This window comes from Streptomyces sp. S063 (assembly GCF_002832675.1).
GTDB lineage: Bacteria > Actinomycetota > Actinomycetes > Streptomycetales > Streptomycetaceae > Streptomyces > Streptomyces sindenensis.
Genome location: NZ_CP021707.1, coordinates 1,332,812 through 1,356,272 on the forward strand (window position 1 = coordinate 1,332,812; position 23,461 = coordinate 1,356,272).

Here is a 23,461-nt window from a genome sequence, read left to right on the forward strand (position 1 = left end):
TCGGGCCCCTCGGGCATTCCGGAGCTCACGTCCCCGGCTTGTGCCTTGCGAGGGCTCCGAGCACCCCGAGGGTCAGCAGGGCCTGTGCGGCGATGTAAGTGAGCATCACCCAGAAGTCGGGGGCGGGCGCCTGCGGCCACTCGGCGACGCCGGTGGCGATGAGGGCGTCGGAGAGCAGGAAGAGCGCTCCGCCGACCGCCGCGTACGGTCCGAACACGCCCGCCCGCCAGGCCATGGCGGTGAGCAGCAGGCTGTACCCGGTGAGCGGGATCCGCAGGTCCGCCGGGAGGTCCGGCCAGATCAGCACGAGGAAGACGACGAGGACGACGGCGTACCCGGCCCCGGTGACCAGCGGCGCGGGACCCGGGCCCCACCCCTCCCTCCGCCCCAACAGCGTCAGGTAGCAGACATGGCCGACGGCGAACGAACCCATGCCCACGAGGAAGGCCGGGTCGTTGTCGGCGAGCAGGAAGACATCGCCGCCCCACCCGAACAGCAGGGCGGCGACGAGCAGTTTGGGTGCGCCGCGCAGAGCCGCGTACCCGGCGAGCAGCGGCATCAGCAGCGGCTTGGCGACCAGGTGGACGGTCCCGGCCCCGGCGAGGAGCCCGGCCAGGTCGGCCGCGGCGACGAGGAGGAAGGCGAGGAGCACCGGGCGGGCGAAGCGCTCGGCCCGTCGGCCGGTCCCGGTGGAGCCGGGGCGGGCGGCGGTGGCGGTCACAGGGCACGTTCCGGGGCGGAGGCCTGCGGGGAGACGGTCTCCGGAGCGGGCGTGAGGGTCGTGGTGGCCGTGGCCGTGGCTGCCCCCGCCTTCACCGCCGGCTGCCAGCCCGGCCCGCGGAAGACCCGGCCGGCCCGCTCGCTCCAGGTGTCGGCGGCCCGGACGTCCCGGGCGATGGCGGCGTACTCATAGGTCGCGACGCGCAGCGGGTTGTAGGTGGAGATGTTCTTGGTGAGTCCGTAGACGGGCCGTTCGACCTCCGCCGCGAAGGACCCGAACATCCGGTCCCAGATGATCAGGATCCCGCCGTAGTTGCGGTCCAGGTAGCCGCCCTGCGAGGCGTGGTGGACGCGGTGGTGGGAGGGCGTGTTGAGGACGTACTCGAAGGGGCGGGGGAGCTTGCCGACCCGCTCGGTGTGCACCCAGAACTGGTAGACGAGGTTGGCCGACTGGCAGAACGCGAGCGCCGCGGGGTGCACGCCGCAGGCGATCAGCGGCAGGTAGAAGGGCCAGACGGTCGCGGAGGTCCAGGGCTGGCGCAGCGCGGTGGTGAGGTTGAACTTCTCGCTGGAGTGGTGGACCACATGGCAGGCCCACAGGATCCGGATCACGTGGTGGCCGCGGTGCGACCAGTAGTAGAAGAAGTCCTGGGCGAGGAGCATCAGCAGGACGGTCCACCACAGCACGGGCACCCGCAGCGGCGTCAGCTCGTAGACCCCCATGTAGATGGCCAGGATGGGGATCTTCCACAGCAGGTCGAAGCCCAGGCTGCCGAGCCCCATGGTGACGCTGGTGGCGGCGTCCTTGGTCTCGTATCCGGCCGCGTCCTCGTCCGGATGGAGGCGGTAGCTGACCATCTCGATCACGGTGAGCAGCACGAAGGCCGGTATTGACCACAGCACGACATCGGGCAGGTTCGGCTCCATGCGAGCACCGTAGGGCCGCCGGTCGGTGAGGGCTAGAGGTTGTTACCCACAAGTATGCGAGACCTGCTGTCAGCAGTCTTTGGCACCTTCTGCCAACAGCCCGCGTCATAGGATCTGCGGGATACGTGTCGCCGAGGGGGAGGAACGCACGTGTCCGGTACGGAGATTGCCCTGTTGCGGCTGGCCACCACGGTGGCCGGTGCGGCGGCCAAGGCACTGCTGACCCCGAAGCCGGGCGCGGGCCTGGTGCCGGACCCGGTCCGTCCACTCCCCCGCCCGGCGAAGCCGGACCGCTTGGCGAAGGTGCTCGCGGGCCGCGTGTCGGAGTCGTACGCGGACCTGCCCGAGCACGAACGGCTGGCCGCGCTCACCTCCGTACAGGACACGTTGGCAGCCGGCGTCCTGGACTCCGACCGGCTGTTCACCCTGGAGCTGGACCCGGAGCGGCTGCGGGCGCAGCTTTCGGCCCCGCCCGCCGGGCTGTCGGAGCGGGCTCTCGATCTGTACGAGGACCTCCTCGGCCGCTGCTGCGCGCATCTGGTGGAGCAGCTGACCGCGCACCCGTCGTTCGCGGCGCGGGCGGCGGTGGAGCAGGTCCGGGCGGCGGGGCGGACGCGGGAGCTGGTCGCGGAGGTACGGGACCGGGTGGGGCCGCGCCCGGACGCGGCGGACCTGGAGTTCGAGGGGCGGTACGCGGAGTTCGTCGCGAACGCCAACGACCGGGTGGAGCTGTTCGGGCTGACGCTGGGGCGGTCGGCGGGCGGGTGGCCGCTGGAGACGGCGTACATCGGTCTGGAGGTCAGTGGGGCGTACGAGACCCCCGACTGGCTCGGTCTGGACCACCCGGTCCGGACCACGGTCAGGATCGAGCAGGCCCTCGGTGACCGGGACCGGCTCCTGCTGCGCGGCCCGGCCGGTTCCGGCAAGAGCACGCTGGTGCAGTGGCTGGCTCTGAACGCGGCCCGCCAGTCGTTCGGGGACGAGCTGGCGGACTGGAACCGGTGCGTCCCCTTCGTGCTGCGGCTGCGCGCCTTCACGGCCCTCGACGCGCTGCCCGCCCCGGCGGATTTCCTGCGCGCGGCCGGCGTCCCGCTGCACGGCTCGGCCCCGGCGGGGTGGGCGGACCGGATGATGCAGCAGGGCCGGGCGCTGGTCCTGGTGGACGGGGTCGACGAGGTGCCGGACCGGCTCCGCAAGCGCACGGAACGCTGGTTGAAGGACCTGATCGTCGCCTACCCCCGGGCCAAGTACGTCGTGACGACCCGCCCCTCCGCCGTCCCCGAGACCTGGCTGTCGGGCTCCGGATTCGAGCCGCATACGTTGCTCGCGATGGGCCGCGCTGACATCGACGCCTTCATCGCACACTGGCACCGGGCCGCCCGCTCGGAGTGCCGGTCGGAGGAGAGCGCCGAGCTGGACCGTTACGAGAGCGCGCTCCGCCGCGCGGTCGGCACCCGCCGGGACCTCGGGCTGCTCGCGACGAACCCGCTGATGTGCGCCCTGCTCTGCGCGCTGAACCGGGACCGCAGGATGCAGCTGCCCCGGGCGCGCAAGGAACTGTACGACGCGGCGCTCGACATGCTGCTGGTCCGGCGCGACACGGAGCGCGAGGTGATCGGGGTGGAAGGTGTCGACCTGACCCGCGAGGAGCAGACGGCGCTGCTCCAGCGCCTCGCGTACTGGCTGATCCGCAACGGCTTGGCCGAGGCGCGGCAGGACGAGGTGGTGGCCCTGGTCGCGGACTGGCTGCGGGCCATGTCCCAGGTCCGGGGCGATCCCGACCAGGTCTTCACCCACCTCCTCAACCGCAGCGGCCTGCTCCGCGAACCGGCCCCGGGCGCGGTGGGATTCGTGCACCGCACCTTCCAGGACTACCTGGGCGCGAAGGCGGCGGTGGAGGCCCGCGACTTCGGCGTCCTGGTCCGCCACGCGCACGAGGACCAGTGGGACGACGTGGTCCAGATGGCGGTGGGGCACGCGCGGCCGGACGAGCGGGCGTCGCTGCTGACGGCACTACTGAAGCGGGCGGACGGGGAGCCGGAACACGGGCACCGGCTGGTCCTGCTGGCGGCGGGGAGTCTGGCTCATGCGCCGGAGCTGGATCCGGAGGTGCGGGATGAGGTGGGGACACGGACGGGGAAGCTGTTGCCGCCGGAGGGCCAGGAGTCCATCGACGAGCTGGCCAAGGTGGGCGATCTGGCGGTGGAGCTGCTGGCGTCGATGGTGGAGGAGTTGACGGAACGGGAAGCGGCGGCGGTCGTACGAACAGCGGCGGCCGTGGGCAGCGAGCGGGCGTACGAACTGGCGAGGCAGTTCCGGGAGGACGACCGGGGGCTGGTCGCGGACGCGGTGTCCTCGGCGTGGAAGGGGTTCGACGCGGACCTCTACGCGCGGGAGGTGCTGGCCGCGCGCGTCTGGGAGGACAACCACCTGGCGGTGACGACCGACGCGCAGCTCTCCGCGCTGCGACACCTCCCCCTCCTGCGGAGCGTGCATGTCTCGGGCAGCCGTCCCGATCTGACGGCGGTGACCGAGCGGCCGGACGTGGAGCAGGTCTTCGTGTACCGCAACGACCATCTGTCCGACGTGGCACCGCTGGCGGCGATGGTCCGGCTGCGCGAGATCGGTCTGAGCCAGTGCCCGCAGATCCGGGACATCGAGCCGCTGGCGCGGCCGGGAGTGGAATGGCTGTCCCTGGCCGAACTCCATCCGGCTCTCGATCCGTCGCCGCTCGCCCGGATGCCGGACCTCCGCTACCTGGCGCTCTGCCACCCCTTCCTGATGGAGAGCTTCAGCGAGCTTCCCGTGTGCGAGCAGGTGATCGGACTCGAACTGCTGTGGCAGACCCGGTACGTGAATCTGGAAGGCCTGGACCGCTGGACAGGCCTGCGGGAGCTGACCCTGCACGGTGCCAGCCACTTCCGGCAGCTCAGCGGGATGCGGCCGCTGCACGGCCTGAGCGAGCTACGGCTCCTCTCGATGTCCGAACTCGATCTGCGCCTGCTCTCCCCCTTCACCGCCCTGAAGGAACTTCTCCTCTTCCCGAGCAGCCTGGTCTCCGGTCTCGCACCCCTCACCGAGCTGCCGCTACTCGAAACCCTCGTCCTCTACGGGGAGGGGCCCTACGACCTCACGCCGCTCGTCGCCGCCGAGGACCTGACGATCCAACTCGCCCACGGCTGCAACGCCATCGGCACCCACCTCTTCCCGCCCGAGCGCATCATCCTCCTCCCCTGACCGCCCCCGGAGGCCGCCGAATAGGGGACTGTCAGTCGCGGCCCGTATTGTCTGTGACCATGCTCGACGACCGCCAGACAGCCGCACCGTGGCCGACCGCCTACCCCCAGGGGTACGCGGTCGTCGACGTGGAGACCACCGGCCTCGCCCGCGACGACCGGATAATCTCCGCCGCCGTCTACCGGCTGGACGCCCTGGGCAACGTCGAGGACCACTGGTACACGCTGGTCAACCCGGAGCGCGACCCCGGGCCCGTCTGGATCCACGGGCTGACGAGTGACGTGCTCGAAGGGGCGCCGCTCTTCCCCGAGGTGGCCGAGGAGCTGTCCGCACGGCTCGCGGACCGGGTGCTCGTGGCGCACAACGCCGCGTTCGACTGGTCGATGATCGCCCGGGAGTACGCCCGGGCGTCGGTGGTCGCCCCGGTCGAGCAGCGGCTGTGCACGATCGCGCTGGCCAAGGAGTTGCGGCTGCCGCTGCCCAACCACAAGCTGGCCTCCCTCGCCGCGCACTTCGGGGTCGTCCAGCAGCAGGCCCACCACGCCCTGGACGACGCCCGGGTGCTGGCCGAGGCGTTCCGGCCGAGTCTGCACGCGGCGGCCCGGGGCGGGGTGCGGCTGCCGTTGCTGGAGTGCCGGCCGCTGACCGAGTGGTCCGACTCCCCCGTCACCCCGCGCGTCGGGTATCGGACCGCGCGGCAGCCGAACAGCTGGCGGCCCTCGCGCAAGCGGCCGGCCTGCCCTTATCCCAATCCGGGGCGGTACCAGAACGAGAAGCCGCTCAAGCAGGGGATGCGGGTGGCCTTCTCCGGGGACACCTCGATCGACCGGGAACTGCTGGAGGACCGGGCGGTCGAGGCCGGTCTCCATGTGGCGACCAGCGTGTCGCGGCTGACCAGTCTGCTGGTGACCAACGATCCGGACGCGGCCACCTCCAAGACGCAGAAGGCCAAGTCCTTCGGCACGCCGATCCTGGAGGAGAGCGCCTTCACCCATCTGTTGCGTGATGTGGCCCCCGCCGACGGGGCCGTCCTTCCGCAGCAGGCGTCCCCGCCGCCACCGGAGTCGACCGCGTCATCGGAGTGAACCGGGCACGACTCGCCCGTCAGCCGCTCGCCCGGGGCCGCCCGGCGTCCCACCCTGTGGCGCATGGCACGTTGTGAGGTTTGCGGAAACGACTACGGCATGTCCTTCGAGGTGCACGCGCAGGGCGCGGTGCACGTCTTCGACTGCTTCTCCTGCGCCATCCACCGCATGGCGCCGATCTGCGAGCACTGCCGGGTCCAGGTGATCGGGCAGGGCGTCGAGGCCGACGGGCACTGGTACTGCGGCGCCCACTGCGCCCGCGCGGAAGGGAAGGCGGGCATCGTGGACAAAGTGTGACGAACCCTCTTTTTGTCGGGCTTGCCCGGCAGTACCCCTGAGTGCCGCACCCCATGACCCCGGTTGTACGGTCATGGGGTGTACCGCTTCCTGTTGACCCGGCAGTGGGTGATCCTCACCCTGCTCGGCCTCGCGCTGATCCCGACGATGATCGAGCTGGGTTTCTGGCAGTTCCACAAGCATGAGCACCGGGTCGAGCAGAACGCGCTGATCTCGCGGAACCTCGACGCGCAGCCGGTCCCGGTCACCGACCTCACCTCCGCCGGGCACACCGTCCCCCGCTCGGACTACTGGCGGACGGTCACCGCGACGGGCACGTTCGACACCGAGCACGAGGTGGTCGTCCGCCGCCGGACCTCGGACGACGACCGTATCGGCGTCCACGTCCTGACCCCGCTGGACCTCAAGGACGGCGGCACGGTGCTGGTCAACCGGGGCTGGGTCCCGGCCGCGCCCAACCAGACCTCCTTCCCCGACGTGCCGCCCGCGCCCCGGGGCGAAGTGACCGTCACCGGCCGTCTGAAGGCGGACGAGACGACCGGCAGCAGCGGCATCAAGGACCTGGCGGGGCTGCCGGACCGGCAGGTGATGCTGATCAACAGCGAGCAGCAGTCCCAGCTGCTGTCCCGGAAGGTCCTCGGCGGATACATCGAGCAGACCGAGCCCGTGCCCTCGGGTGATCTGCCCGAGCAGATCGCCCGCCCCGACGACAGCTCGATCGGGCCGCACATGGCCTACGCCGTCCAGTGGTGGCTGTTCGTCGCCGCCGTCCCGGTCGGCTGGATCATTCTCGTACGCCGGGAGAAGCGGGACCGCGAGGAGGCCGCGGCCTCGAACGCGACGGCCGACGCCCCCGAGCAGCCCGAACCGGCGAGCGCCTGAGACACGAGGCACACCCCTCGGGCCATATCGGCTGGTTGACAACCCCCCGGTTCGGGAAAACGCCTGGCGTGACCCCACGCATCGAGGACTACGCCCTGATCGGCGATCTCCAGACCGCCGCGCTCGTCGGCAGGAACGGTTCCGTCGACTGGCTCTGCCTGCCCCGCTTCGATTCCGGCGCCTGCTTCGCCGCCCTGCTCGGCACCGAGGAGAACGGCCACTGGCGCGTCGCGCCCAAGGGAGCGGGCCCCTCGGACACCTGCACCCGGCGCGCCTACGTGAAGGACTCCCTGGTCCTGGAGACGTACTGGGAGACGCGGACCGGCACGGTGAAGGTCATCGACTTCATGCCGCAGCGCGACAGCACCCCGGACCTCATGCGGATCGTGGAGGGCGTCAGCGGCACGGTCGACATGAGTTCGGTGCTGCGGCTGCGCTTCGACTTCGGGTCCGTGGTGCCGTGGGTCCGCAAGTCCCACGGCCACCGGGTCGCGATCGCGGGGCCCGACTCCGTATGGCTGCGCAGCGAACCGCCGGTCAAGACCTGGGGCCAGCAGTTCAGCACCTGCTCCTCGTTCACCGTCGCCGAGGGCGAGAGCGTGGCGTTCGTGCTGACCTGGCACCCCTCGCACTCACCGCGCCCGAAACTGATCGACCCGCACAAGGCGCTGAAGCACACGCTGCACGACTGGGCGAAGTGGACCGAGCGGTGCACGTACGAGGGGCCCTACCGCGACGCCGTGCTGCGTTCGCTGATCACGCTCAAGGCACTGACGTACGCCCCGACCGGCGGCATCGTGGCGGCCCCGACCACTTCCTTGCCGGAGGAGATCGGCGGCGTACGGAACTGGGACTACCGCTTCTGCTGGCTGCGGGACGCCACGCTGACCCTCGGGGCGATGGTCTCGGCCGGCTATCTGGCGGAGGCGGAGGCCTGGCGGGACTGGCTGCTGCGCGCCGTGGCGGGAGATCCGGCCGACCTCCAGATCATGTACGGGCTGGGGGGCGAGCGCCGGCTCCCCGAGATGGAGCTGCCCTGGCTCGCCGGGTACGAGCACTCCCGTCCCGTGCGGACCGGGAACGCGGCCGTGCGTCAGCGTCAGCTCGATGTGTACGGCGAGGTCATCGACGCGCTCCGCCTCGCCCGCGTCGCCGGGCTCGACGACAAGCCGCACGCCTGGAACCTCCAGCTCAGCCTGCTCGGCTTCCTGGAGTCGACCTGGCGCGAGCCGGACGAGGGGCTGTGGGAGATCCGCGGCCCGCGGCGGCACTTCGTGCACTCCAAGGTGATGGCCTGGGTCGCCGCCGACCGGGCGGTGCGCTCACTGGAGGAGAACCCGGAGCTGCCCGGCGACGCGGACCGCTGGCGGGCGATGCGGGACGCGGTGCACGCCGAGGTCTGCGAGAAGGGGTACGACCCCGAGCGGAACACCTTCACCCAGTCCTACGGGTCACGGGAGCTGGACGCCGCGACGCTGCTCATCGTGCGGACCGGGTTCCTGCCGCCCGACGATCCCCGGGTGATCGGCACGGTCGACGCGGTCCGCGACGAGCTGGGCAGTGACGGGCTGGTCCGGCGCTACAGCACGGAGGGCGTCTGTGTGGACGGGCTGCCCGGTGACGAGGGGGCCTTCCTCGCCTGCTCGTTCTGGCTGGTGGACGCGTTGCAGCGGATCGGCAGACCGGACGAGGCCCGGGAGCTGTTCGAGCATCTGCTGGAGCTGCGCAACGACATGGGGTTGCTGGCGGAGGAGTACGACGTCACGGCGGGGCGGCAGCTCGGCAACTTCCCGCAGGCATTCAGCCATATCGGACTGGTGAACTCCGCTGTCGACCTGGCCGGGGACGACCCGGCAGGATAGGACCATGGATCTTGGATTGAAGGACCGCGTCTACATCGTCACCGGAGCGACCCGGGGCCTCGGCAACGCCACGGCCCGGGCGCTGGCCGCCGACGGCGCGAAGGTGATCATCACCGGCCGGGACGAGAAGTCCGTCGAGGAGGCCGCCGCCGAGCTGGGCGGGGACGTGCTGGGGCTTGCCGCCGACAACGCCGACCCGAGCGCCGCCCAGCGCCTGGTGGACACGGCGCGGGACCGTTTCGGGCGGCTCGACGGCATCCTCGTCAGCGTCGGCGGGCCCGCTCCCGGCTTTCTCGCGGACAACACGGACGACCAGTGGCAGACGGCGTTCGAGACGGTGTTCCTGGGGGCGGTACGGCTGGCCCGCACGGCGGCGGCCGCGCTCGGCGAGGGAGGGGTGATCGGCTTCGTGCTCTCCGGGTCGGTCCATGAGCCGATCGCGGGGCTGACCATCTCCAACGGGCTGCGCCCCGGTCTCGCCGGTTTCGCCAAGTCGCTCGCCGACGAGCTGGGCCCGCGCGGCATCCGGGTGGTGGGCGTGCTGCCCGCCCGGATCGACACCGACCGGGTCCGCGAGCTGGACGCGCTGTCCGGCGACGCGGAGGCCGCCCGCGCCGCGAACGAGGCGCGGATCCCGCTGCGGCGCTACGGGACGCCGGAGGAGTTCGGGAAGACCGCGGCCTTCCTGCTCTCCCCCGCCGCCTCGTACCTCACGGGCATCATGGTCCCCGTCGACGGCGGGAACCGGCACGGCTTCTGAGCCCGGAAGCCCGGACTCCCGCCCGTATGCCTCCGGGCCGTCAGGACACCCGTTCCGCGCGGTGCTTGACGGCCTTGAGGCGCACCTCGGCGGGAAGCTCGTCCAGACCGGCCGAGACACGGGCGTGCGCCAGCGCCCCGTCGGCGACCGCGTTCAGCGTTCCGAGCGGGGCCGCGTGCGGCTCCATCAGCAGCCGGAGCCGGGCCCGGGGCTCGGTGCGGCGGCCGGTCAGCATCGCCTGGGCGCGGGCCACTCCGTCCAGTTCGCCCGCCTCCTCGGCGAGCACGCCCTCCAGGGCCCGGCCCCGCAGCTGGGCCCCTTCTCCGTCGCCGCTGTCCACCAGGACCTCGGTGAGCCGGCCGCGCCGGAGCTGGGCGAAGAACCACCACAGGGCGAGGACCACGAGGACGGCGAGGACGGCGATCACGGTCGGCCACCACCAGCCCTCGTCCCGCCAGCGGTGCCGGTCGGCCGCGCTGAGCAGGACGTCGTGTCTGCCGTCCCAGGGCCACCAGGACGGTACGGACGCGCCGAGTCCGGTGGCGAGCACGGCTCCGCCGACGACGACCAGCACCAGCCCGGCCAGGGCCAGCAGGACCCGGTTGACGGTGGAACGCATGCGGCTCATCCCTTCCTCGCCGGTCGGTGCACCTGGACGGAGAGGGCCGGCGGCCTGGCCAGACCCAGTTCCCGGACGGCCTTCTCCAGTACGGCGTCCAGGTCCGTCCGTACGTCGTCGAGTTCGCGGAAGTGCGAGAACGCCCGCACCTTCGCCTTCCGCCGACCCACCCTGACCCGTACGGCCTGCACCCCGGACACCTCCACGGCCCGGTCCCGCAGGACGAGGGCCGCGGCGGTGCGGTCGAGTCCGGCCCGGATGTCGGCGCGGTCGCGGCGCATCGGCAGCAGGTCGCGCAGTCCGGGGGTGAGGGCCAGCAGGATCAGCCAGAGACCGATCGCCGCGGCCACGCCGGCTCCGACGAGCACGGAGGTGTCCTCCAGGCGCTGTTCGGCCAGGCCGTCCGCGAGGGAACGCCGCCACTGCATGGCCGAGTGATCGGCCCGTACGGCGGCGATGTCGTAGAGGAGCAGTCCGGCCGCGCCGAGGAGCACGAGGGCCAGCAGGGCGGCCGGGACCCGGCGCGCGGACCAGAAGCGGCCGGCCCGGCCGTCGCCCCGTTCCAGGGTGGGGACCGGTTCGCGGGCGTCGGCCGACGCGTCCGGGGCGGCCGTGTGCGGGTCTTCGCTCTGCTCCACGGTGGGCATCCGTCGCGTGGAGCCGGTCGGTTCGCCGGGTTCGGTCATCGGATCCTCCCGTGTGCGGCGTTCGCTCCGGCGGGGTGCAGCCGTTCGACCTGGACGGCCACTTCGGGCACTTCCATGCCGGCCAGCGCCTTGACCCGCTGGGCGACCCGGCGGCGTACGGCCCCGCACTGGAGGCCGATGTCGCTGGGGTAGCCGAGCTCCAGGCTGACCCGGACCCGGGCTGCGTCGCTGTGCACGGTGACCGTGGCACGCGGGGACGCCCCGTCGGCGGGCGGTTCCTCGATCGCCTCCTTCGCCGCCTGGGCGGCGATCTTGGCGACGACGCGGTCGGCGATCCGGGTCTCGCCCCGTTCGGCGGCGGCGACCCGGCCGGTCACCGCCGTCACCGTCGCCGGTCGCCGCGCTCGCGACTCCGGAAGAAGTCGCCGGGCTCCAGGTCGCCGTCCAGGAAGCGGCCGGCGATGAAGCCGATCGCGCCCAGGGCGGCCACCAGTACGAAGGCTCCGAATCCGCCGAAGTATCCGGCGAACCCGAGCGCCATGCCGGCCAGCAGACCGGCGACAGCCATGCTCATCGTGTCTCTCCTCAACTGCCGTGCGACGGAGGTGCGGAAGGGCTACTGGACCCGCTGTTCGGAGTCGTCCTCGTCGTCGTCCTCGTCGGGCAGCTTGACGTCGCTGACCGCGATATTGACCTCGACGACTTCGAGACCGGTCATACGTTCCACCGCGGCGACGACGTTCTCGCGGACGTCGCGGGCCACGTCGGCGATGGAGACGCCGTATTCGACGACGATCTCCAGGTCGAGGGCCGCCTGGGACTCGCCGACCTCCGCCTTCACACCGCGGGTGACGGATTTGCCGCCGCCGGGAACCCGGTCGCGGACCGCGCCGAACGTCCGCGACAGCCCGCTGCCCATGGCGTGGACGCCGCCGACGTCGCGTGCCGCCATTCCGGCGATCTTCTCGACGACGCCGTCGGCGATGGTGGTGCGGCCCCGGGTCCCGGGGTCACCGCCGCCGCGCTTGCCGAGGGACTTGTCGCCCGAACCGCCGCTGGGGTTGTTGCGCTGGGAACTCTCAGTCATCGCCGCTCTTCCCTTCGGGACAGGGTTGGACTTCCTTGCCCACGTTAAGTGCGCTTTCCCCATCCCGCGCCGTGGATGCGGCAGGCTGGGGCAATGACGACGGCGCGGGGCCCGCGGAGGGCCGATGGATGGACCGCTGGGGTACGGGAACGGCTGGGTCTGGGCCGGCTGCTGCCACTGGGTGATCCGGCGGACGGAGTGTGGATCGCGGAGACGGCTGCCACGTCGGTGCTGCGCGAGGCGGCGGCCCGCCCGGAGGCGGTGCTCGGGGAACTGCGGATCGGCCTGGCGGTGGAGGCGGTGCCCGGTGAGGAAGCGGTGGTGGACGGTGCGGGGACGGGCGTGCAGGCCGGGGGCGGCCCCGACGGTCCGCAGGCCCCGGCGGACCGGGGAGGCACGGTGGACCGGGGAGGCACGGTGCTGCCCCCGGCTCCGCCGAGCGCTCTGCCCACGGGGCCGCTGCGGATCGAGGCGGCGTTCTCGGCGGCCCCGGACCGGCCGCTGCCGGACACCGCGGCGGCCCTGCGCACGGCGCTCCTGACGGCCGCCGCCGCCCGGCTGGGCCTGGAGATCACGGAGGTGGACCTGACGGTGACGGCATTGCTGGAGGACGGTGCGTCCGATCAGGTGACCCCGGCCCCGGCCGCCCCGGCGGCCCGCGTCGCGGAGCCGGATGACCCGGTGGCGACGGCGGCGGCCGGGGCGCCGGGCGTCGTCTCGCTGACCCAGGTCCTGGGCAGCCCGGTGCACACCGCTCGGGACCACGTACGCGTCGAGGTGGCGACGGCCGGGGACCACCGCGCGCTGGATGTCGCCCGGTCGGTGCGTACGGCGGTGGCGGCGGCCACGGAGAGGCGGCTGCCGGTGTCGGTGCTGGTCACCGACGTGGTGGGGCCGGGCCGGGCGCCGACGGCGGAGCCGGGCCCGGCCGACGTGTGACGGGCTCCGGGGCAGGGCCCGGCCCGGACCAGGTGTGACGGGCTCCGGCGACAGAGCCGGAACGCCGTGGGACGGGGGCCGCGCGCGCGGCCCCCGTGGGCGTCAGTCGGTGATGCCCGCCAGGTCGCGGAGTCGGCGGCCCTGGGCGGCCCGCTCGGCGACGCGCTGCTGTTCGTAGTCGCGCGAGAGCGCGCCGGCGAGGAGGGCCTTCGTCTCGACGACGGCGTCGCGGGGTGCTGCCACCAGGGCACCGGCGAGGTCGCGGGCCGCCGCGTCGAGCTGGTCGGCGGGGACCACGAGGTTGGCGAGGCCGGTGCGCTCGGCCTCCTCCGCGTGGACGAAGCGGCCCGTGGCGCAGATTTCGAGCGCGCGAGCATAGCCCACGAGGTGCACCAAGGGGTGGGTGCCCGTGAGGTCGGGAACGAGACCGAGGCTGGTCTCCCGCATGGCGAACTGCACGTCCTCGGCGACGATCCGCAGGTCGCAGGCGAGGGCGAGTTGGAAGCCGGCGCCGATGGCGTGGCCCTGGACCGTCGCGATCGACACGAGGTCGTTGCGGCGCCACCAGGTGAACGCCTCCTGGTACTCGGCGATGGTCGCGTCGAGCTCGGCCTCCGGGCCGCGCGCCATGTCGAGGAACGACGGCTCGCCGTCGAAGCCCTCGGGGGTGAAGGCCTGCCGGTCGAGGCCCGCGGAGAAGGACTTGCCCTCGCCGCGGAGCACCACGACCCGCACCGTGCCGGGCAGCACCCGTCCGGCCTCGGTCAACGCCCGCCACAGAGCGGGAGACTGAGCGTTGCGCTTGGCCGGGTTGGTGAGCGTCACCGTGGCGACGGCATCGTCGACGGTGAGCCGTACGCCGTCCTTGTCGAGCACAGTGGCGAGCGAGGTCATGGGGCGCCTCCGGATGGGGTGCAGTCAGCACTCGGTATGAAGTGACTGAACAGTAACCACCCGGGCGACCTTGCGGTCAGCCGGGTGGCCACCCCGAAATCCGTCGGTCCCGAATGACGCCGATGGCACCGAAAACGCGAAGGCCTCAGGCCGAAGCGGCCTTCTTGCCCCGTGTCGCGCCGCCGCGTCCCCGCAGCGTCACTCCGGACTCGCTGAGCATCCGGTGGACGAACCCGTAGGAGCGGCCGGTTTCCTCGGCCAGCGCCCTGATGCTCGCACCGGAGTCGTACTTCTTCTTCAGGTCTGCCGCGAGCTTGTCACGCGCGGCGCCGGTCACCCGGCTGCCCTTCTTCAGAGTCTCGGCCACCCGTGCCTCCTCATGGGAAGTGCGCTCTGGACTTCTCATGATCACCCCTCCCGCGCTTCCTGGCCACCCATTCGGCAAGGTCGGTGCGAGCGGTTTCCCTGACGAAAGGCGCGTCAACACGAGCGGAATCCCTGATTCCCGCGGGGGCACGAGGGCGTACGGCCCTCACCGACAGGAGAACCGGCAGGTCAGGGCCGTACGGGGCGAAGCGTCCGGAAATGGGGCGCGCGACGGGTGAGCGCCGGGCGCACCACCGGAGTACGAGACGCTCTCACGCAGATGACGGATCACGCGTAGGCCGAATGATCTATCCCCGGTGGATCGGCCAGGGTCCCCGGCGGGTCAGGCGAGGGCGACGAGGTCGCGGTAGTCCGCCCCCCAGAGGTCCTCGACGCCGTCCGGGAGCAGGATGATCCGCTCCGGCTGGAGCGCCTCGACGGCGCCCTCGTCGTGGGTGACGAGGACGACGGCGCCCTTGTAGGTGCGCAGCGCGCCGAGGATCTCCTCGCGGCTGGCGGGGTCGAGGTTGTTGGTGGGCTCGTCGAGCAGCAGCACGTTGGCGGAGGAGACGACCAGGGTCGCGAGCGCCAGCCGGGTCTTCTCACCGCCGGAGAGCACGCCCGCGGGCTTGTCGACGTCGTCGCCGGAGAAGAGGAAGGAGCCGAGCGTCTTGCGGACCTCGACGAGGTCGAGGTCGGGGGCGGCGGAGCGCATGTTCTCCAGGACCGTGCGCTCGGGGTCGAGGGTCTCGTGCTCCTGGGCGTAGTAGCCGAGCTTGAGGCCGTGGCCCTGGATGATCTCGCCGGTGTCGGGCTTCTCCGCCCCGCCGAGCAGGCGCAGCAGCGTGGTCTTGCCGGCGCCGTTGAGGCCGAGGATGACGACGCGGGAGCCCTTGTCGATGGCGAGGTCGACGTCGGTGAAGATCTCCAGCGAGCCGTACGACTTGGACAGGCCCTCCGCCATCAGCGGGGTCTTGCCGCAGGGGGCGGGCTCGGGGAAGCGGAGCTTGGCGACCTTGTCGGAGACCCGGACGGCCTCAAGGCCCGCCAGCAGCCGGTCGGCGCGCTTGGCCATGTTCTGGGCGGCGACGGTCTTGGTGGCCTTGGCCCGCATCTTGTCGGCCTGCGAGTTGAGGGCGGCGGCCTTCTTCTCGGCGTTCTGGCGCTCGCGCTTGCGGCGCTTCTCGTCGGCCTCGCGCTGCTGCTGGTAGAGCTTCCAGCCCATGTTGTAGATGTCGATCTGGGAGCGGTTGGCGTCGAGGTAGAACACCTTGTTGACGACCGTCTCGACCAGTTCGACGTCGTGGGAGATCACGACGAAGCCGCCGCGGTAGGACTTGAGGTAGTCGCGCAGCCAGACGATGGAGTCGGCGTCGAGGTGGTTGGTCGGCTCGTCCAGGAGCAGGGTGTCGGCGTCCGAGAAGAGGATCCGCGCGAGCTCGACGCGGCGGCGCTGACCGCCGGAGAGCGTGTGCAGGGGCTGGCCGAGGACCCGGTCGGGCAGGTTGAGCGCGGCGGCGATGGTGGCGGCCTCGGCCTCGGCGGCGTACCCGCCCTTGGTGAGGAACTCCGTCTCCAGGCGCTCGTACTTCTTCATCGCCTTCTCGCGGGTGGCGCCCTTGCCGTTCGCCATCCGGTCCTCGTTCTCGTGCATCTTGCGCAGGATCTCGTCGAGACCGCGGGCGGAGAGGATCCGGTCGCGGGCGAGGACGTCGAGGTCACCGGTGCGCGGGTCCTGCGGGAGGTAGCCCACCTCACCGGACTTGGTGATGGTGCCGCCCGCGGGGGTGCCTTCGCCCGCGAGGCACTTGGTGAGGGTGGTCTTGCCCGCTCCGTTGCGGCCGACGAGGCCGATGCGGTCGCCCTTGGCGATGCGGAAGGAAGCGGATTCGATGAGGATGCGGGCGCCGGCGCGCAGCTCGATGCCGGAAGCGGTGATCACGGGAAAAACTCCAGGGCAGTCAGGACGGCGGAGGGACGAGGGCGGAGGTCTCTCGACGCCGCTAATGCACAAGGAGGTAGGCCATACGGCCATTCTACTGGCGGTGCGCAACTGCTTTTCCGCGTGCTCGGCGGGACGAACCGTCCGATACTCGCCGCAGGGCGGCACGCCGTCGCCCGCCCGTTCCCGAGGGTGGTGCCACCGTGCAGTTCGACGACGACGCCGATCTGGACACCTCCGAGGTCCAGGACGTCCGCGGCAGCCGGATTCCGGGCGGGCGGGCCACCGTGGGCGGGGGCATCGCCGGGGTGATCGCCCTGATCCTGGGGCTGCTCTTCGGCGTCGGCCCCGATCAGCTGGGGCTCTCCTCCGACGGCGCGGACCCGGCGGCGACCTCCTCGTCGGCCGGGCAGGTGCGGGAGAGCTGTCTGAAGGGGCAGGACGCGAACAGCCGGGAGGACTGCCGGACGGTAGCGGTGGTCAACAGCGTGCAGGACTTCTGGCGGCTGGAGTTCCGGCGCCGGGACGCGACGTACACGGGGGCCCGGACGGTCCTGTTCAGCCGGCAGGTCGGCACCGCCTGCGGGGCGGCCACCTCGGCGGTCGGGCCGTTCTACTGCCCGGGCGACCGGAAGGTCTATCTGGACCTCGGGTTCTTCGACGACCTGCGGACGAAGTTCGGCTCCAGCGGCGGCCCGTTCGCGCAGGCGTACGTGGTGGCGCACGAGTACGGCCACCATGTGCAGAACCTGACGGGCACGCTGGGCCGCTCGCAGGACGGGCGGCAGGGCGAGAACAGCAACGCGGTGCGGGTGGAGCTCCAGGCCGACTGCTACGCCGGGGTCTGGGCGCACCACGCGACGACGACGCCGGACGAGTCGACCGGCCGGCCGCTGATCACGGAGCTGACCCGGGCGGACATCCGGGACGGCTTGGACGCGGCGGCGGCGGTCGGCGACGACCGGATCCAGGAGCGGTACCAGGGCCGGGTCACCCCGGAGTCGTGGACGCACGGTTCGGCCGCGCAGCGGCAGCAGTGGTTCACCACCGGGTTCGGCACGGGCGACATGGAGCGGTGCGACACGTTCGCCTGATCCGGGACGGCCGGTCGGGGGGAACCGGCCCGGGACGGCCTGCCGCTGTCAGTGCCTGGTGGAAGACTGAGACGCGGATCACATCGAACGGTGCGGACGGCAGGAGAGGTGAGTGTCATGGCGGGTTCGGCGAGCGGGGTTCCGACGATCTACCCGACGATCCTCTACGACGACGCGAGGGCGGCGATCAGGACGCTGGCCCAAGGCCTCGGCTTCACCGAGGAGGCGGTGTACGAGGGCGAGAACGGCAGTGTGCTGCATGCCGAGCTGTCCTTGGGCAACGGCAGGGTGATGCTCGGCTCCAAGGGGCGCGAGGGCGTGTTCGCCCGGGCGATGTCGGGCGCGGGCCCGGCGGGGGTGTACGTGGTGGTCGACGAGGTGGACGAGCACTGCGCGCGGGCCAGGGAGTTCGGCGTGGAGATCCTGATGGAGCCGACCGACCAGGACTACGGCTCCCGGGACTACATGGCGCGGGACGCCGAGGGCAATGTGTGGAGCTTCGGGACGTACGCCCCGGGGTCCGCCGGCTGAGCGGAGGCCCGGGACGTACGGATCGGTCGCACCGATCGGGCACGCGGACCGGGCGGGCGGCTCCGGGACGTACGGGTCAGGCTCCTCCGGTGTGCACCTGGAAGGCGGCCCGGCGGACCGCTTTGGCCAGGGCCGGGTCCGGGTGGGCCGCGGCCAGGGCGACCAGGACCTGGACCGTGCGGGGGTGGCCGACGGCCCTGACCTCGTCGAGGAGGGCCGGCACGGTGCCCTGGACGGCGGAGTCGAGGTGGCGCACCAGGAGTCCGGTCTCCCCGTGGTCGGCGACGGCGGCGGCCGTGTCGACCCAGAGCCAGGTGGACTCCTCACGGCTGAGGACGTCCTGGGCGTCGTCGGGGTCGTTGCCCTCGTACTCGGCGAGCCAGAGCAGCGCGTAGGGGCGCAGAGAGGGTTCGGCGAGGACGGCGCGAACCTCGGGCTCGGCGGGGGCGCCGACGACGCGCAGCGCCTCGAAGGCCAGTCCGCGCAGCAGCGCGTCCTCTCCTCGGGCGACGGCGAGCAGTTCGGCGACGGCGCTGCCGACGGTGCGGGCGGCCAGCCAGGCCCGGTATTCGTCGCGGGCCGGACCCGGGGTGAGCCGGGCGCAGCCGAGGAGCATGTCGGCGGCGGACTGTTCGATGTTTCCGGCCGGGCTCTGGGCGGCGACGCAGATCTGTTCCAGCTTGACCCAGACCGCCCAGTTGCCGAGCGGGGTGAGGGTGGCGTGCCCTTTGCCGAGGGTCAGCGCTCCGACGGCGGCGAGGCCCTCCAGGGCCCAGTCGAGCAGCAGGGCGTTGAGGTCGGCGCTCCGGGCGGGTCCGGTGGCTCGGTCGGCGGCTGCCTCTGCCGGGCCGGGGTGGGCGGCCGGCCCGGTTCTGCCGGGGCCCAGGGGCACTTCGCAGCGCTCCTCATGGAGTTCGGCGACGCGCTGGCCGAGGAGGTCCAGCAGGGCGGGGACGGTGACGGGGCCCGCCGAGAGCTGGAGGAGGGAGAGCACCTGGGGCACGGCCTCGACGGCCTCGGCGACCGCGCCCGCCTCGATGCCCGCGGGCGCCGGGTGGACGAGCGACCAGGCGTCGAAGAGCGCCACCCAGCCGCGCAGCACGGCGGAGTCGTCCCGGTCCCAGGCGCGCAGTCGCCAGCCGGGGCGGGCGGTGTCGCCGTGGAGTTCGACGAGTCCGGCCAGCCGGGCCCGGTCCCAGCCGGCCCGGACCTGCGCCGCGGAGAGTTCCAGGGCCGTGGCCGCCCGTTCGAGGGCGTGGGCCGCGAGCGGGGTGGCGGCGCCCGGCCCCGGGGTGTCGGCCGCCCAGTGGGCGATGCGTACGGCGTCGGCGAGCACCGCCCTGGCCTGGCGGGCCAGTTCCGCGCGGGGCGGGGTGCCCTCGGGGGGCCGGGGGGCCGGCCTGGTGCGCCGGTTGGTCACGGCCTTGCGGGCCGTGGCAAGGGGTCGCGGGCGGACAAGTCGCAGCCTGGAGTCGCGCGGAGTACGGGACGTCACGGGAGCAGTCTTGCCCCTGACGGCCCGAAAGCCCAAACGGAAGCCGTTTCACCGGTACGTGAAAGGTTCCCCGGGCGCGGCGGCAAAGGGGAGAGTTCACCCCATCGGCTCACATCAGGGGCGTGAGGAAGCGTCGCAGGGTCTCCTCGTAGCGGTCCGGACCGGCGTTCCACATCGCCCCATGCGGAGCCTGCGGTACGGCGTGCAGGCTGACCAGGTCCGCGCGGCGGGCGGCGAGCTCGCGGGAGGGGCCCCACGGGGCGATCGTGTCGTCGGGGCCGTGCAGGATCAGGGTCGGGGTGCGCAGGGAGGCCGGTACGGAGGTCTCCAGGACCGGGGTGACGCCCATCCCGGTGCGGCCCTGGGCGGCGCGGACGGCGAGCGGCAGCAGAGCGGCCGGGACACCGCGGGCGGCGGCCAGGGCGCGCAGGGTGACCGGCCAGTCCAGCACCGGGGAGTCGAGGACGAGGCCGCTGATCCGGTCGCGGAGCGGGGATTCGACGGCGGCGTACAGGGCCATGGTGGCGCCGGTGGACCAGCCGTGGACGATCACGTTCCGGGCGCCGTACCGCAGGGCGTAACGGAGGGCGGCGTCGAGGTCGCGCCACTCGGAGGCGCCGAAGTGGCCGAGGCCGTCTGCGGGGCGGGGGGCTCCGGGGTCGCCGCGGTAGGCGAGGTCGAGCACGGGGAAGCGCTGCCGGTGCAGGAAGCCCATGAGGTTCATGGGGTGCGCCCGGGTGGTGCCGAGGCCGTGCACGGTGATGATCCAGGTGTCGCGCGCGCCGGGGACGTACCAGGCGGGCAGGGTCCCGAGTTCGCCGGGGATCTCGACCTCGCTGTGGTCGAGGCCGAGGTCGCTGCCGGGATCGCCGCCGTACAGGGCGGGGGTGAGCCGGACCTTCGTGCCCGGTTCGAGGATCCCCCGGCCGACGCTCTCCAGCCCGCGGACGACGGTGTCGGCGCCCTCGGAGGCCCCGTCGACGACCGGCCCGACGACCGCGTGGACGCCGGATCCCGCGATGCCCCAGGTGCCGGGGCGGAGCGCCGAGAAGGAGCGGGTCAGGGTGACCCGGCCGGCCGCGGTGGCGTGCACGGTGAGTCTGCGGTCTGCGGGGAGGGGACGTCCGGGCGTCGCCTTGAGGGCGACGCCGCTGGCGTACCGGCCGGCCGCGACCGCTGCCGCACCGGCGCCGAGGATCGAGGTGACGGCCGCTGCCGTCGCGGTTACCGGGCGCACCGCTTCAGTGTCGTGGGGCCGGAGGCGCGCTGCCAGCGGGCGGGGGCCGTCCGGGGACGGGGCCCCGGCCCTCCCCCGGTCAGCCGCGCTGGCCGTACCCCTTGAGCGCCTCGGTCACCTCGGCCAACTGGGCCGTGGAGAGCAGGGCCGGGGTGCGGCCGGGCACCGAGCTCGCGGTGAGCCAGAGGTGGCACAGCCACTCCAGCTGGGCGGTGCGGTCGTAGGCCTGGTCGAGCGTGTCGCCGTAGGTGACGGTGCCGTGGTTGGCGAGCAGACAGCCGGTGCGGTCCCGGAGGGCTTCGAGCATGGCGTCGGCCAGCTCCGGGGTGCCGTAGCGCGCGTAGGCGGCGGTGCGGACGGGGCCGCCGAGGATGGCCGCCGCGTAGTGCACGAGCGGGACCTCGGCGACGAGGGTGGAGACGGCGGTGGCGTGCACGGCGTGGGTGTGGACCACGGCGGCGGCGTCGGTGGAGCGGTAGACCGCCAGGTGGAGGGGGAGCTCACTGGTCGGGCCGAGGTCCCCGAGGACCTGGTGGCCCTCCAGGTCGACGCCGACCGCGTCCCCGGGTCCGAGCCGGTCGTAGGGCACCCCGCTGGGCGTCACCAGCACGAGGTCGCCGACGCGGGTAGAGACGTTGCCGGAGGTGCCGACGACGAGGCCCTCCGCCGCGCTCCGGCGGGCCGTGTCGACGACGTCCTGCCAGGCTCGGCGGACGGATTCCAGCTGCTGCTCGCTCATGGGGCGAGCGTAGGGGGGCGGGCGCGCAACCGGAACGTCTCACCAGGGGTGACGGGGATCTCTTCCGGGTGCCGAACGGCCGTTCAAAATGTTCGCCAACGGGCAGTAAAGGGCAGCCCAGGCCGTGCCCCACCGGCCTCGCACCACCTCACCCGCACACAAGCGGAAGCGTCGCACTCCGCTTGGAGTCACCGTAGCGCCCTGCTCAGTTCATCTTCCGTTCACTCAGGTTGCCTACGGTCCACGAGCCACTGACGTCGAACGATTGCCTGGGTAAATGGAACACATCACGCTGCTGCTTGCGATTGTGGTCGTAACAGCTCTCGTGTTCGATTTCACGAACGGTTTCCACGACACCGCCAACGCGATGGCGACAACCATCTCGACCGGCGCGATGAAGCCCAAGACAGCGGTCGCCATGTCCGCCGTTCTCAACCTGATCGGCGCGTTCCTGTCGGTGGAGGTCGCCAAGACGATCTCCGGCGGGATCGTCAACGAAGACGGCATCAGAACAGAAGTCATCTTCGCGGCGCTCGTCGGCGCCATCCTGTGGAATCTGCTGACCTGGCTGCTGGGGCTGCCCTCCAGCTCCTCCCACGCCCTGTTCGGCGGTCTGATCGGCGCCGCGGTCATGTCGGCCGGCTGGTCCTCGATCAACGGCGGCACCGTCGTCACCAAGGTGCTGCTCCCCGCGATCGCCGCCCCGCTGGTCGCCGGTATCGCCGCGATGCTGGCCACCCGGCTGACGTACCGGATCAACCGGAACGTCACGGACCCGAACCAGCTGAAGTCGACCGCCAAGGGCTACCGGGCCGGGCAGATCGCCTCCGCCGGTCTCGTCTCGCTCGCCCACGGCACCAACGACGCCCAGAAGACGATGGGCATCATCACCCTCGCCCTGGTCACCAGCGGTGTCCTGGCCCCCGGCTCCAACCCGCCCCTGTGGGTCATCGTCTCCGCCGGTGTCGCCATCGCGCTCGGCACCTACCTCGGTGGCTGGCGCATCATCCGCACCATGGGCAAGGGCCTGACCGACCTCCAGCCGCCGCAGGGCTTCGCCGCCCAGACCAGCGCGGCGACCGTCATCCTGGCCTCCTCGCACCTCGGCTTCTCGCTCTCCACCACGCAGTCCTGCTCCGGCGCCGTGATGGGCTCGGGCCTCGGCCGCAAGGGGGGCGTGGTCCGCTGGTCCACCGCCACCCGGATGTTCGTCGCCTGGGGTCTGACTCTGCCGGCCGCGGGTCTGGTCGGCGCGGGCGCCGAATTCCTGACCAAGCAGGGCCCCTGGGGCATCACCGTCACCGCGATCCTGCTCGTGGGCGGCTCCTTCGCGATCTGGCTGGCCTCGCGCCGCCAGCCCGTGGACCACAACAACGTCAACGACACGGACGGCGACGAGCCCCAGGGCGTCGTCACCACGGCCATCGCCGCGGTCCAGCCGCCGCCCGTCGGGGCCCCGGCCTCCGACCTCGCGACCACCATCCCGGCCCCGGTGCCGGACGACCCGGCCCGGCCGCCGGCCACGGTGTAAGGACAGATCCGCATGAAAATCGACTGGGCAGCTCTCGCCTCCGTCTTCGGTGTCAGCCTCGTGGTCACCGTCGCGCTGGTAGGCCTCTTCACCCTGGGCATCGTCGCCCTCTCCAAGCAGTCCGCCACGGCCGGAGGCAGCGCCTCCGGCGGAGCGGTCGCCCTGGCGCGCGCCGGCGCGTACGCCTGCTTCGGGCTCTGCGTGGCGGCGGTCTCGTACGGGATCTATCTGATCGTCGCCTGACCCCGTACCCCGCACTCCCCCGGGCCGGACACACCCTCGTGTGTCCGGCCCGATGTGCGTCCGCCCACAGTCGAGCCCCGCAGGTCAACAGCGAGTTGACGGCTGTTCTCAGGGCGTGGTGGACTGCCGGAGCCATTTACGGCGACAGCAGAGGAAGCCGGTGCGAATCCGGCGCGGTCCCGCCACTGTCACCGGGGAGCACTCCCCCACACCGGATGTCACGGCTCGCGGTACGCGGGCTGGAAGGCCGGGGGAACTGCGGATCCGGGAGCCAGGAGACTCTCGTCGCCGGTCACGTCGAACCAGGGCGCGGACCCTGAGTGAGGA

Annotated in this window: 24 protein-coding genes and 1 riboswitch; of the genes, 11 read left to right on the plus strand and 13 right to left on the minus strand. The window is 72.3% G+C overall.

The genetic code is table 11. From position 1 onward, the window contains the following. Positions 1 to 25 precede the first annotated feature (25 nt). Together CCZ36_RS05950 and CCZ36_RS05955 are read right to left on the minus strand one after the other, a co-directional pair. A complete protein-coding gene (locus tag CCZ36_RS05950; protein ID WP_128817153.1) occupies positions 26 to 721 on the minus strand; it encodes a lysoplasmalogenase in 696 nt (231 codons plus the stop codon). Beyond that, entirely contained in the window at positions 718 to 1,647 is a 930-nt protein-coding gene (locus CCZ36_RS05955) for a sterol desaturase family protein (protein ID WP_128817154.1), read from the minus strand. The genes CCZ36_RS05950 and CCZ36_RS05955 overlap by 4 nt, the downstream gene beginning before the upstream one ends. 150 nt (positions 1,648 to 1,797) lie before the next feature. Here CCZ36_RS05955 and CCZ36_RS05960 point away from each other — a divergent pair, with 150 nt between their 5' ends. From CCZ36_RS05960 to CCZ36_RS05985, 6 genes are all read left to right on the plus strand, one after another. Then, positions 1,798 to 4,884, plus strand: a complete 3,087-nt coding sequence (locus CCZ36_RS05960; protein WP_128817155.1) for an NACHT domain-containing protein — start codon at positions 1,798 to 1,800, stop codon at positions 4,882 to 4,884. Positions 4,885 to 4,937: 53 nt separating this feature from the next. Continuing rightward, positions 4,938 to 5,969: a DEDDh family exonuclease gene (locus CCZ36_RS05965; RefSeq protein ID WP_128817156.1), complete on the plus strand. Its 1,032-nt coding sequence runs from the start codon at positions 4,938 to 4,940 to the stop codon at positions 5,967 to 5,969. Positions 5,970 to 6,032: 63 nt separating this feature from the next. Continuing rightward, positions 6,033 to 6,266: a hypothetical protein gene (locus CCZ36_RS05970; protein WP_006123591.1), complete on the plus strand. Its 234-nt coding sequence runs from the start codon at positions 6,033 to 6,035 to the stop codon at positions 6,264 to 6,266. Between the two features lie 78 nt (positions 6,267 to 6,344). After that, the gene (locus CCZ36_RS05975) at positions 6,345 to 7,148 is read left to right on the plus strand and encodes an SURF1 family cytochrome oxidase biogenesis protein (protein WP_069739675.1); all 804 of its coding nucleotides are present in this window, start codon (positions 6,345 to 6,347) and stop codon (positions 7,146 to 7,148) included. Positions 7,149 to 7,216: 68 nt separating this feature from the next. After that, positions 7,217 to 9,010, plus strand: a complete 1,794-nt coding sequence (locus CCZ36_RS05980) for a glycoside hydrolase family 15 protein (protein WP_069739674.1) — start codon at positions 7,217 to 7,219, stop codon at positions 9,008 to 9,010. 4 nt (positions 9,011 to 9,014) lie between these two features. Next, on the plus strand, positions 9,015 to 9,770 hold the full coding sequence (locus CCZ36_RS05985; RefSeq protein WP_069739673.1) for an SDR family oxidoreductase: 756 nt from the start codon (positions 9,015 to 9,017) through the stop codon (positions 9,768 to 9,770). Between the two features lie 40 nt (positions 9,771 to 9,810). Here CCZ36_RS05985 and amaP read toward each other — a convergent pair whose 3' ends face one another. From amaP to CCZ36_RS06010, 5 genes are read right to left on the minus strand one after another with little or no spacing between them, the layout of a single operon-like run. After that, positions 9,811 to 10,389 (minus strand): alkaline shock response membrane anchor protein AmaP, encoded by a 579-nt coding sequence (gene amaP / locus CCZ36_RS05990; protein ID WP_069739672.1) that lies wholly within the window; start codon positions 10,387 to 10,389, stop codon positions 9,811 to 9,813. 5 nt (positions 10,390 to 10,394) lie between these two features. Continuing rightward, positions 10,395 to 11,075, minus strand: a complete 681-nt coding sequence (locus CCZ36_RS05995; RefSeq protein ID WP_069739671.1) for a DUF6286 domain-containing protein — start codon at positions 11,073 to 11,075, stop codon at positions 10,395 to 10,397. After that, positions 11,072 to 11,422, minus strand: coding sequence for an Asp23/Gls24 family envelope stress response protein (locus CCZ36_RS06000; RefSeq protein ID WP_069739670.1), 351 nt, complete (start codon positions 11,420 to 11,422; stop codon positions 11,072 to 11,074). The genes CCZ36_RS05995 and CCZ36_RS06000 overlap by 4 nt, the downstream gene beginning before the upstream one ends. Next, on the minus strand, positions 11,419 to 11,610 hold the full coding sequence (locus tag CCZ36_RS06005) for a hypothetical protein (protein ID WP_006123598.1): 192 nt from the start codon (positions 11,608 to 11,610) through the stop codon (positions 11,419 to 11,421). The genes CCZ36_RS06000 and CCZ36_RS06005 overlap by 4 nt, the downstream gene beginning before the upstream one ends. Before the next feature lie 42 nt (positions 11,611 to 11,652). Beyond that, positions 11,653 to 12,123 carry an Asp23/Gls24 family envelope stress response protein gene (locus CCZ36_RS06010; protein ID WP_069739669.1) on the minus strand — a complete coding sequence of 157 codons (471 nt, stop codon included), beginning with the start codon at positions 12,121 to 12,123 and terminating at the stop codon, positions 11,653 to 11,655. Between the two features lie 93 nt (positions 12,124 to 12,216). On the opposite strand from CCZ36_RS06010, the gene CCZ36_RS06015 reads away from it, so the two are divergent. Continuing rightward, the gene (locus tag CCZ36_RS06015) at positions 12,217 to 13,062 is read left to right on the plus strand and encodes a hypothetical protein (protein ID WP_128817157.1); all 846 of its coding nucleotides are present in this window, start codon (positions 12,217 to 12,219) and stop codon (positions 13,060 to 13,062) included. A 102-nt stretch (positions 13,063 to 13,164) separates the two neighbouring features. Here CCZ36_RS06015 and CCZ36_RS06020 read toward each other — a convergent pair whose 3' ends face one another. The 3 genes from CCZ36_RS06020 to CCZ36_RS06030 form a co-directional block, all read right to left on the minus strand. Next, positions 13,165 to 13,956, minus strand: coding sequence for an enoyl-CoA hydratase/isomerase family protein (locus tag CCZ36_RS06020; RefSeq protein WP_069739667.1), 792 nt, complete (start codon positions 13,954 to 13,956; stop codon positions 13,165 to 13,167). 145 nt (positions 13,957 to 14,101) lie between these two features. Next, positions 14,102 to 14,323 (minus strand): helix-turn-helix domain-containing protein, encoded by a 222-nt coding sequence (locus CCZ36_RS06025; protein ID WP_006123601.1) that lies wholly within the window; start codon positions 14,321 to 14,323, stop codon positions 14,102 to 14,104. A gap of 342 nt (positions 14,324 to 14,665) precedes the next feature. Beyond that, positions 14,666 to 16,264, minus strand: a complete 1,599-nt coding sequence (locus tag CCZ36_RS06030) for an ABC-F family ATP-binding cassette domain-containing protein (RefSeq protein WP_069739666.1) — start codon at positions 16,262 to 16,264, stop codon at positions 14,666 to 14,668. A 203-nt stretch (positions 16,265 to 16,467) separates the two neighbouring features. Between CCZ36_RS06030 and ypfJ the strand changes: the two genes are divergently transcribed. After that, a complete protein-coding gene (ypfJ, locus tag CCZ36_RS06035; RefSeq protein WP_069739665.1) occupies positions 16,468 to 17,358 on the plus strand; it encodes a KPN_02809 family neutral zinc metallopeptidase in 891 nt (296 codons plus the stop codon). Positions 17,359 to 17,475: 117 nt separating this feature from the next. Beyond that, the gene (locus CCZ36_RS06040) at positions 17,476 to 17,889 is read left to right on the plus strand and encodes a VOC family protein (protein ID WP_128817158.1); all 414 of its coding nucleotides are present in this window, start codon (positions 17,476 to 17,478) and stop codon (positions 17,887 to 17,889) included. 76 nt (positions 17,890 to 17,965) lie between these two features. Here CCZ36_RS06040 and CCZ36_RS06045 read toward each other — a convergent pair whose 3' ends face one another. From CCZ36_RS06045 to CCZ36_RS06055, 3 genes are all read right to left on the minus strand, one after another. Beyond that, positions 17,966 to 19,309, minus strand: a complete 1,344-nt coding sequence (locus CCZ36_RS06045) for a hypothetical protein (protein ID WP_128819404.1) — start codon at positions 19,307 to 19,309, stop codon at positions 17,966 to 17,968. 184 nt (positions 19,310 to 19,493) lie between these two features. Further along, entirely contained in the window at positions 19,494 to 20,621 is a 1,128-nt protein-coding gene (locus CCZ36_RS06050; RefSeq protein WP_069739662.1) for an alpha/beta hydrolase, read from the minus strand. Between the two features lie 79 nt (positions 20,622 to 20,700). Continuing rightward, a complete protein-coding gene (locus CCZ36_RS06055; RefSeq protein ID WP_128817159.1) occupies positions 20,701 to 21,360 on the minus strand; it encodes a class II aldolase/adducin family protein in 660 nt (219 codons plus the stop codon). 277 nt (positions 21,361 to 21,637) lie between these two features. Between CCZ36_RS06055 and CCZ36_RS06060 the strand changes: the two genes are divergently transcribed. After that, on the plus strand, positions 21,638 to 22,891 hold the full coding sequence (locus tag CCZ36_RS06060; RefSeq protein WP_069739660.1) for an inorganic phosphate transporter: 1,254 nt from the start codon (positions 21,638 to 21,640) through the stop codon (positions 22,889 to 22,891). A 12-nt stretch (positions 22,892 to 22,903) separates the two neighbouring features. Further along, positions 22,904 to 23,134, plus strand: a complete 231-nt coding sequence (locus CCZ36_RS06065; protein WP_069739659.1) for a hypothetical protein — start codon at positions 22,904 to 22,906, stop codon at positions 23,132 to 23,134. A gap of 150 nt (positions 23,135 to 23,284) precedes the next feature. Next, positions 23,285 to 23,416, plus strand: a riboswitch (cobalamin riboswitch). Positions 23,417 to 23,461: the final 45 nt, after the last annotated feature.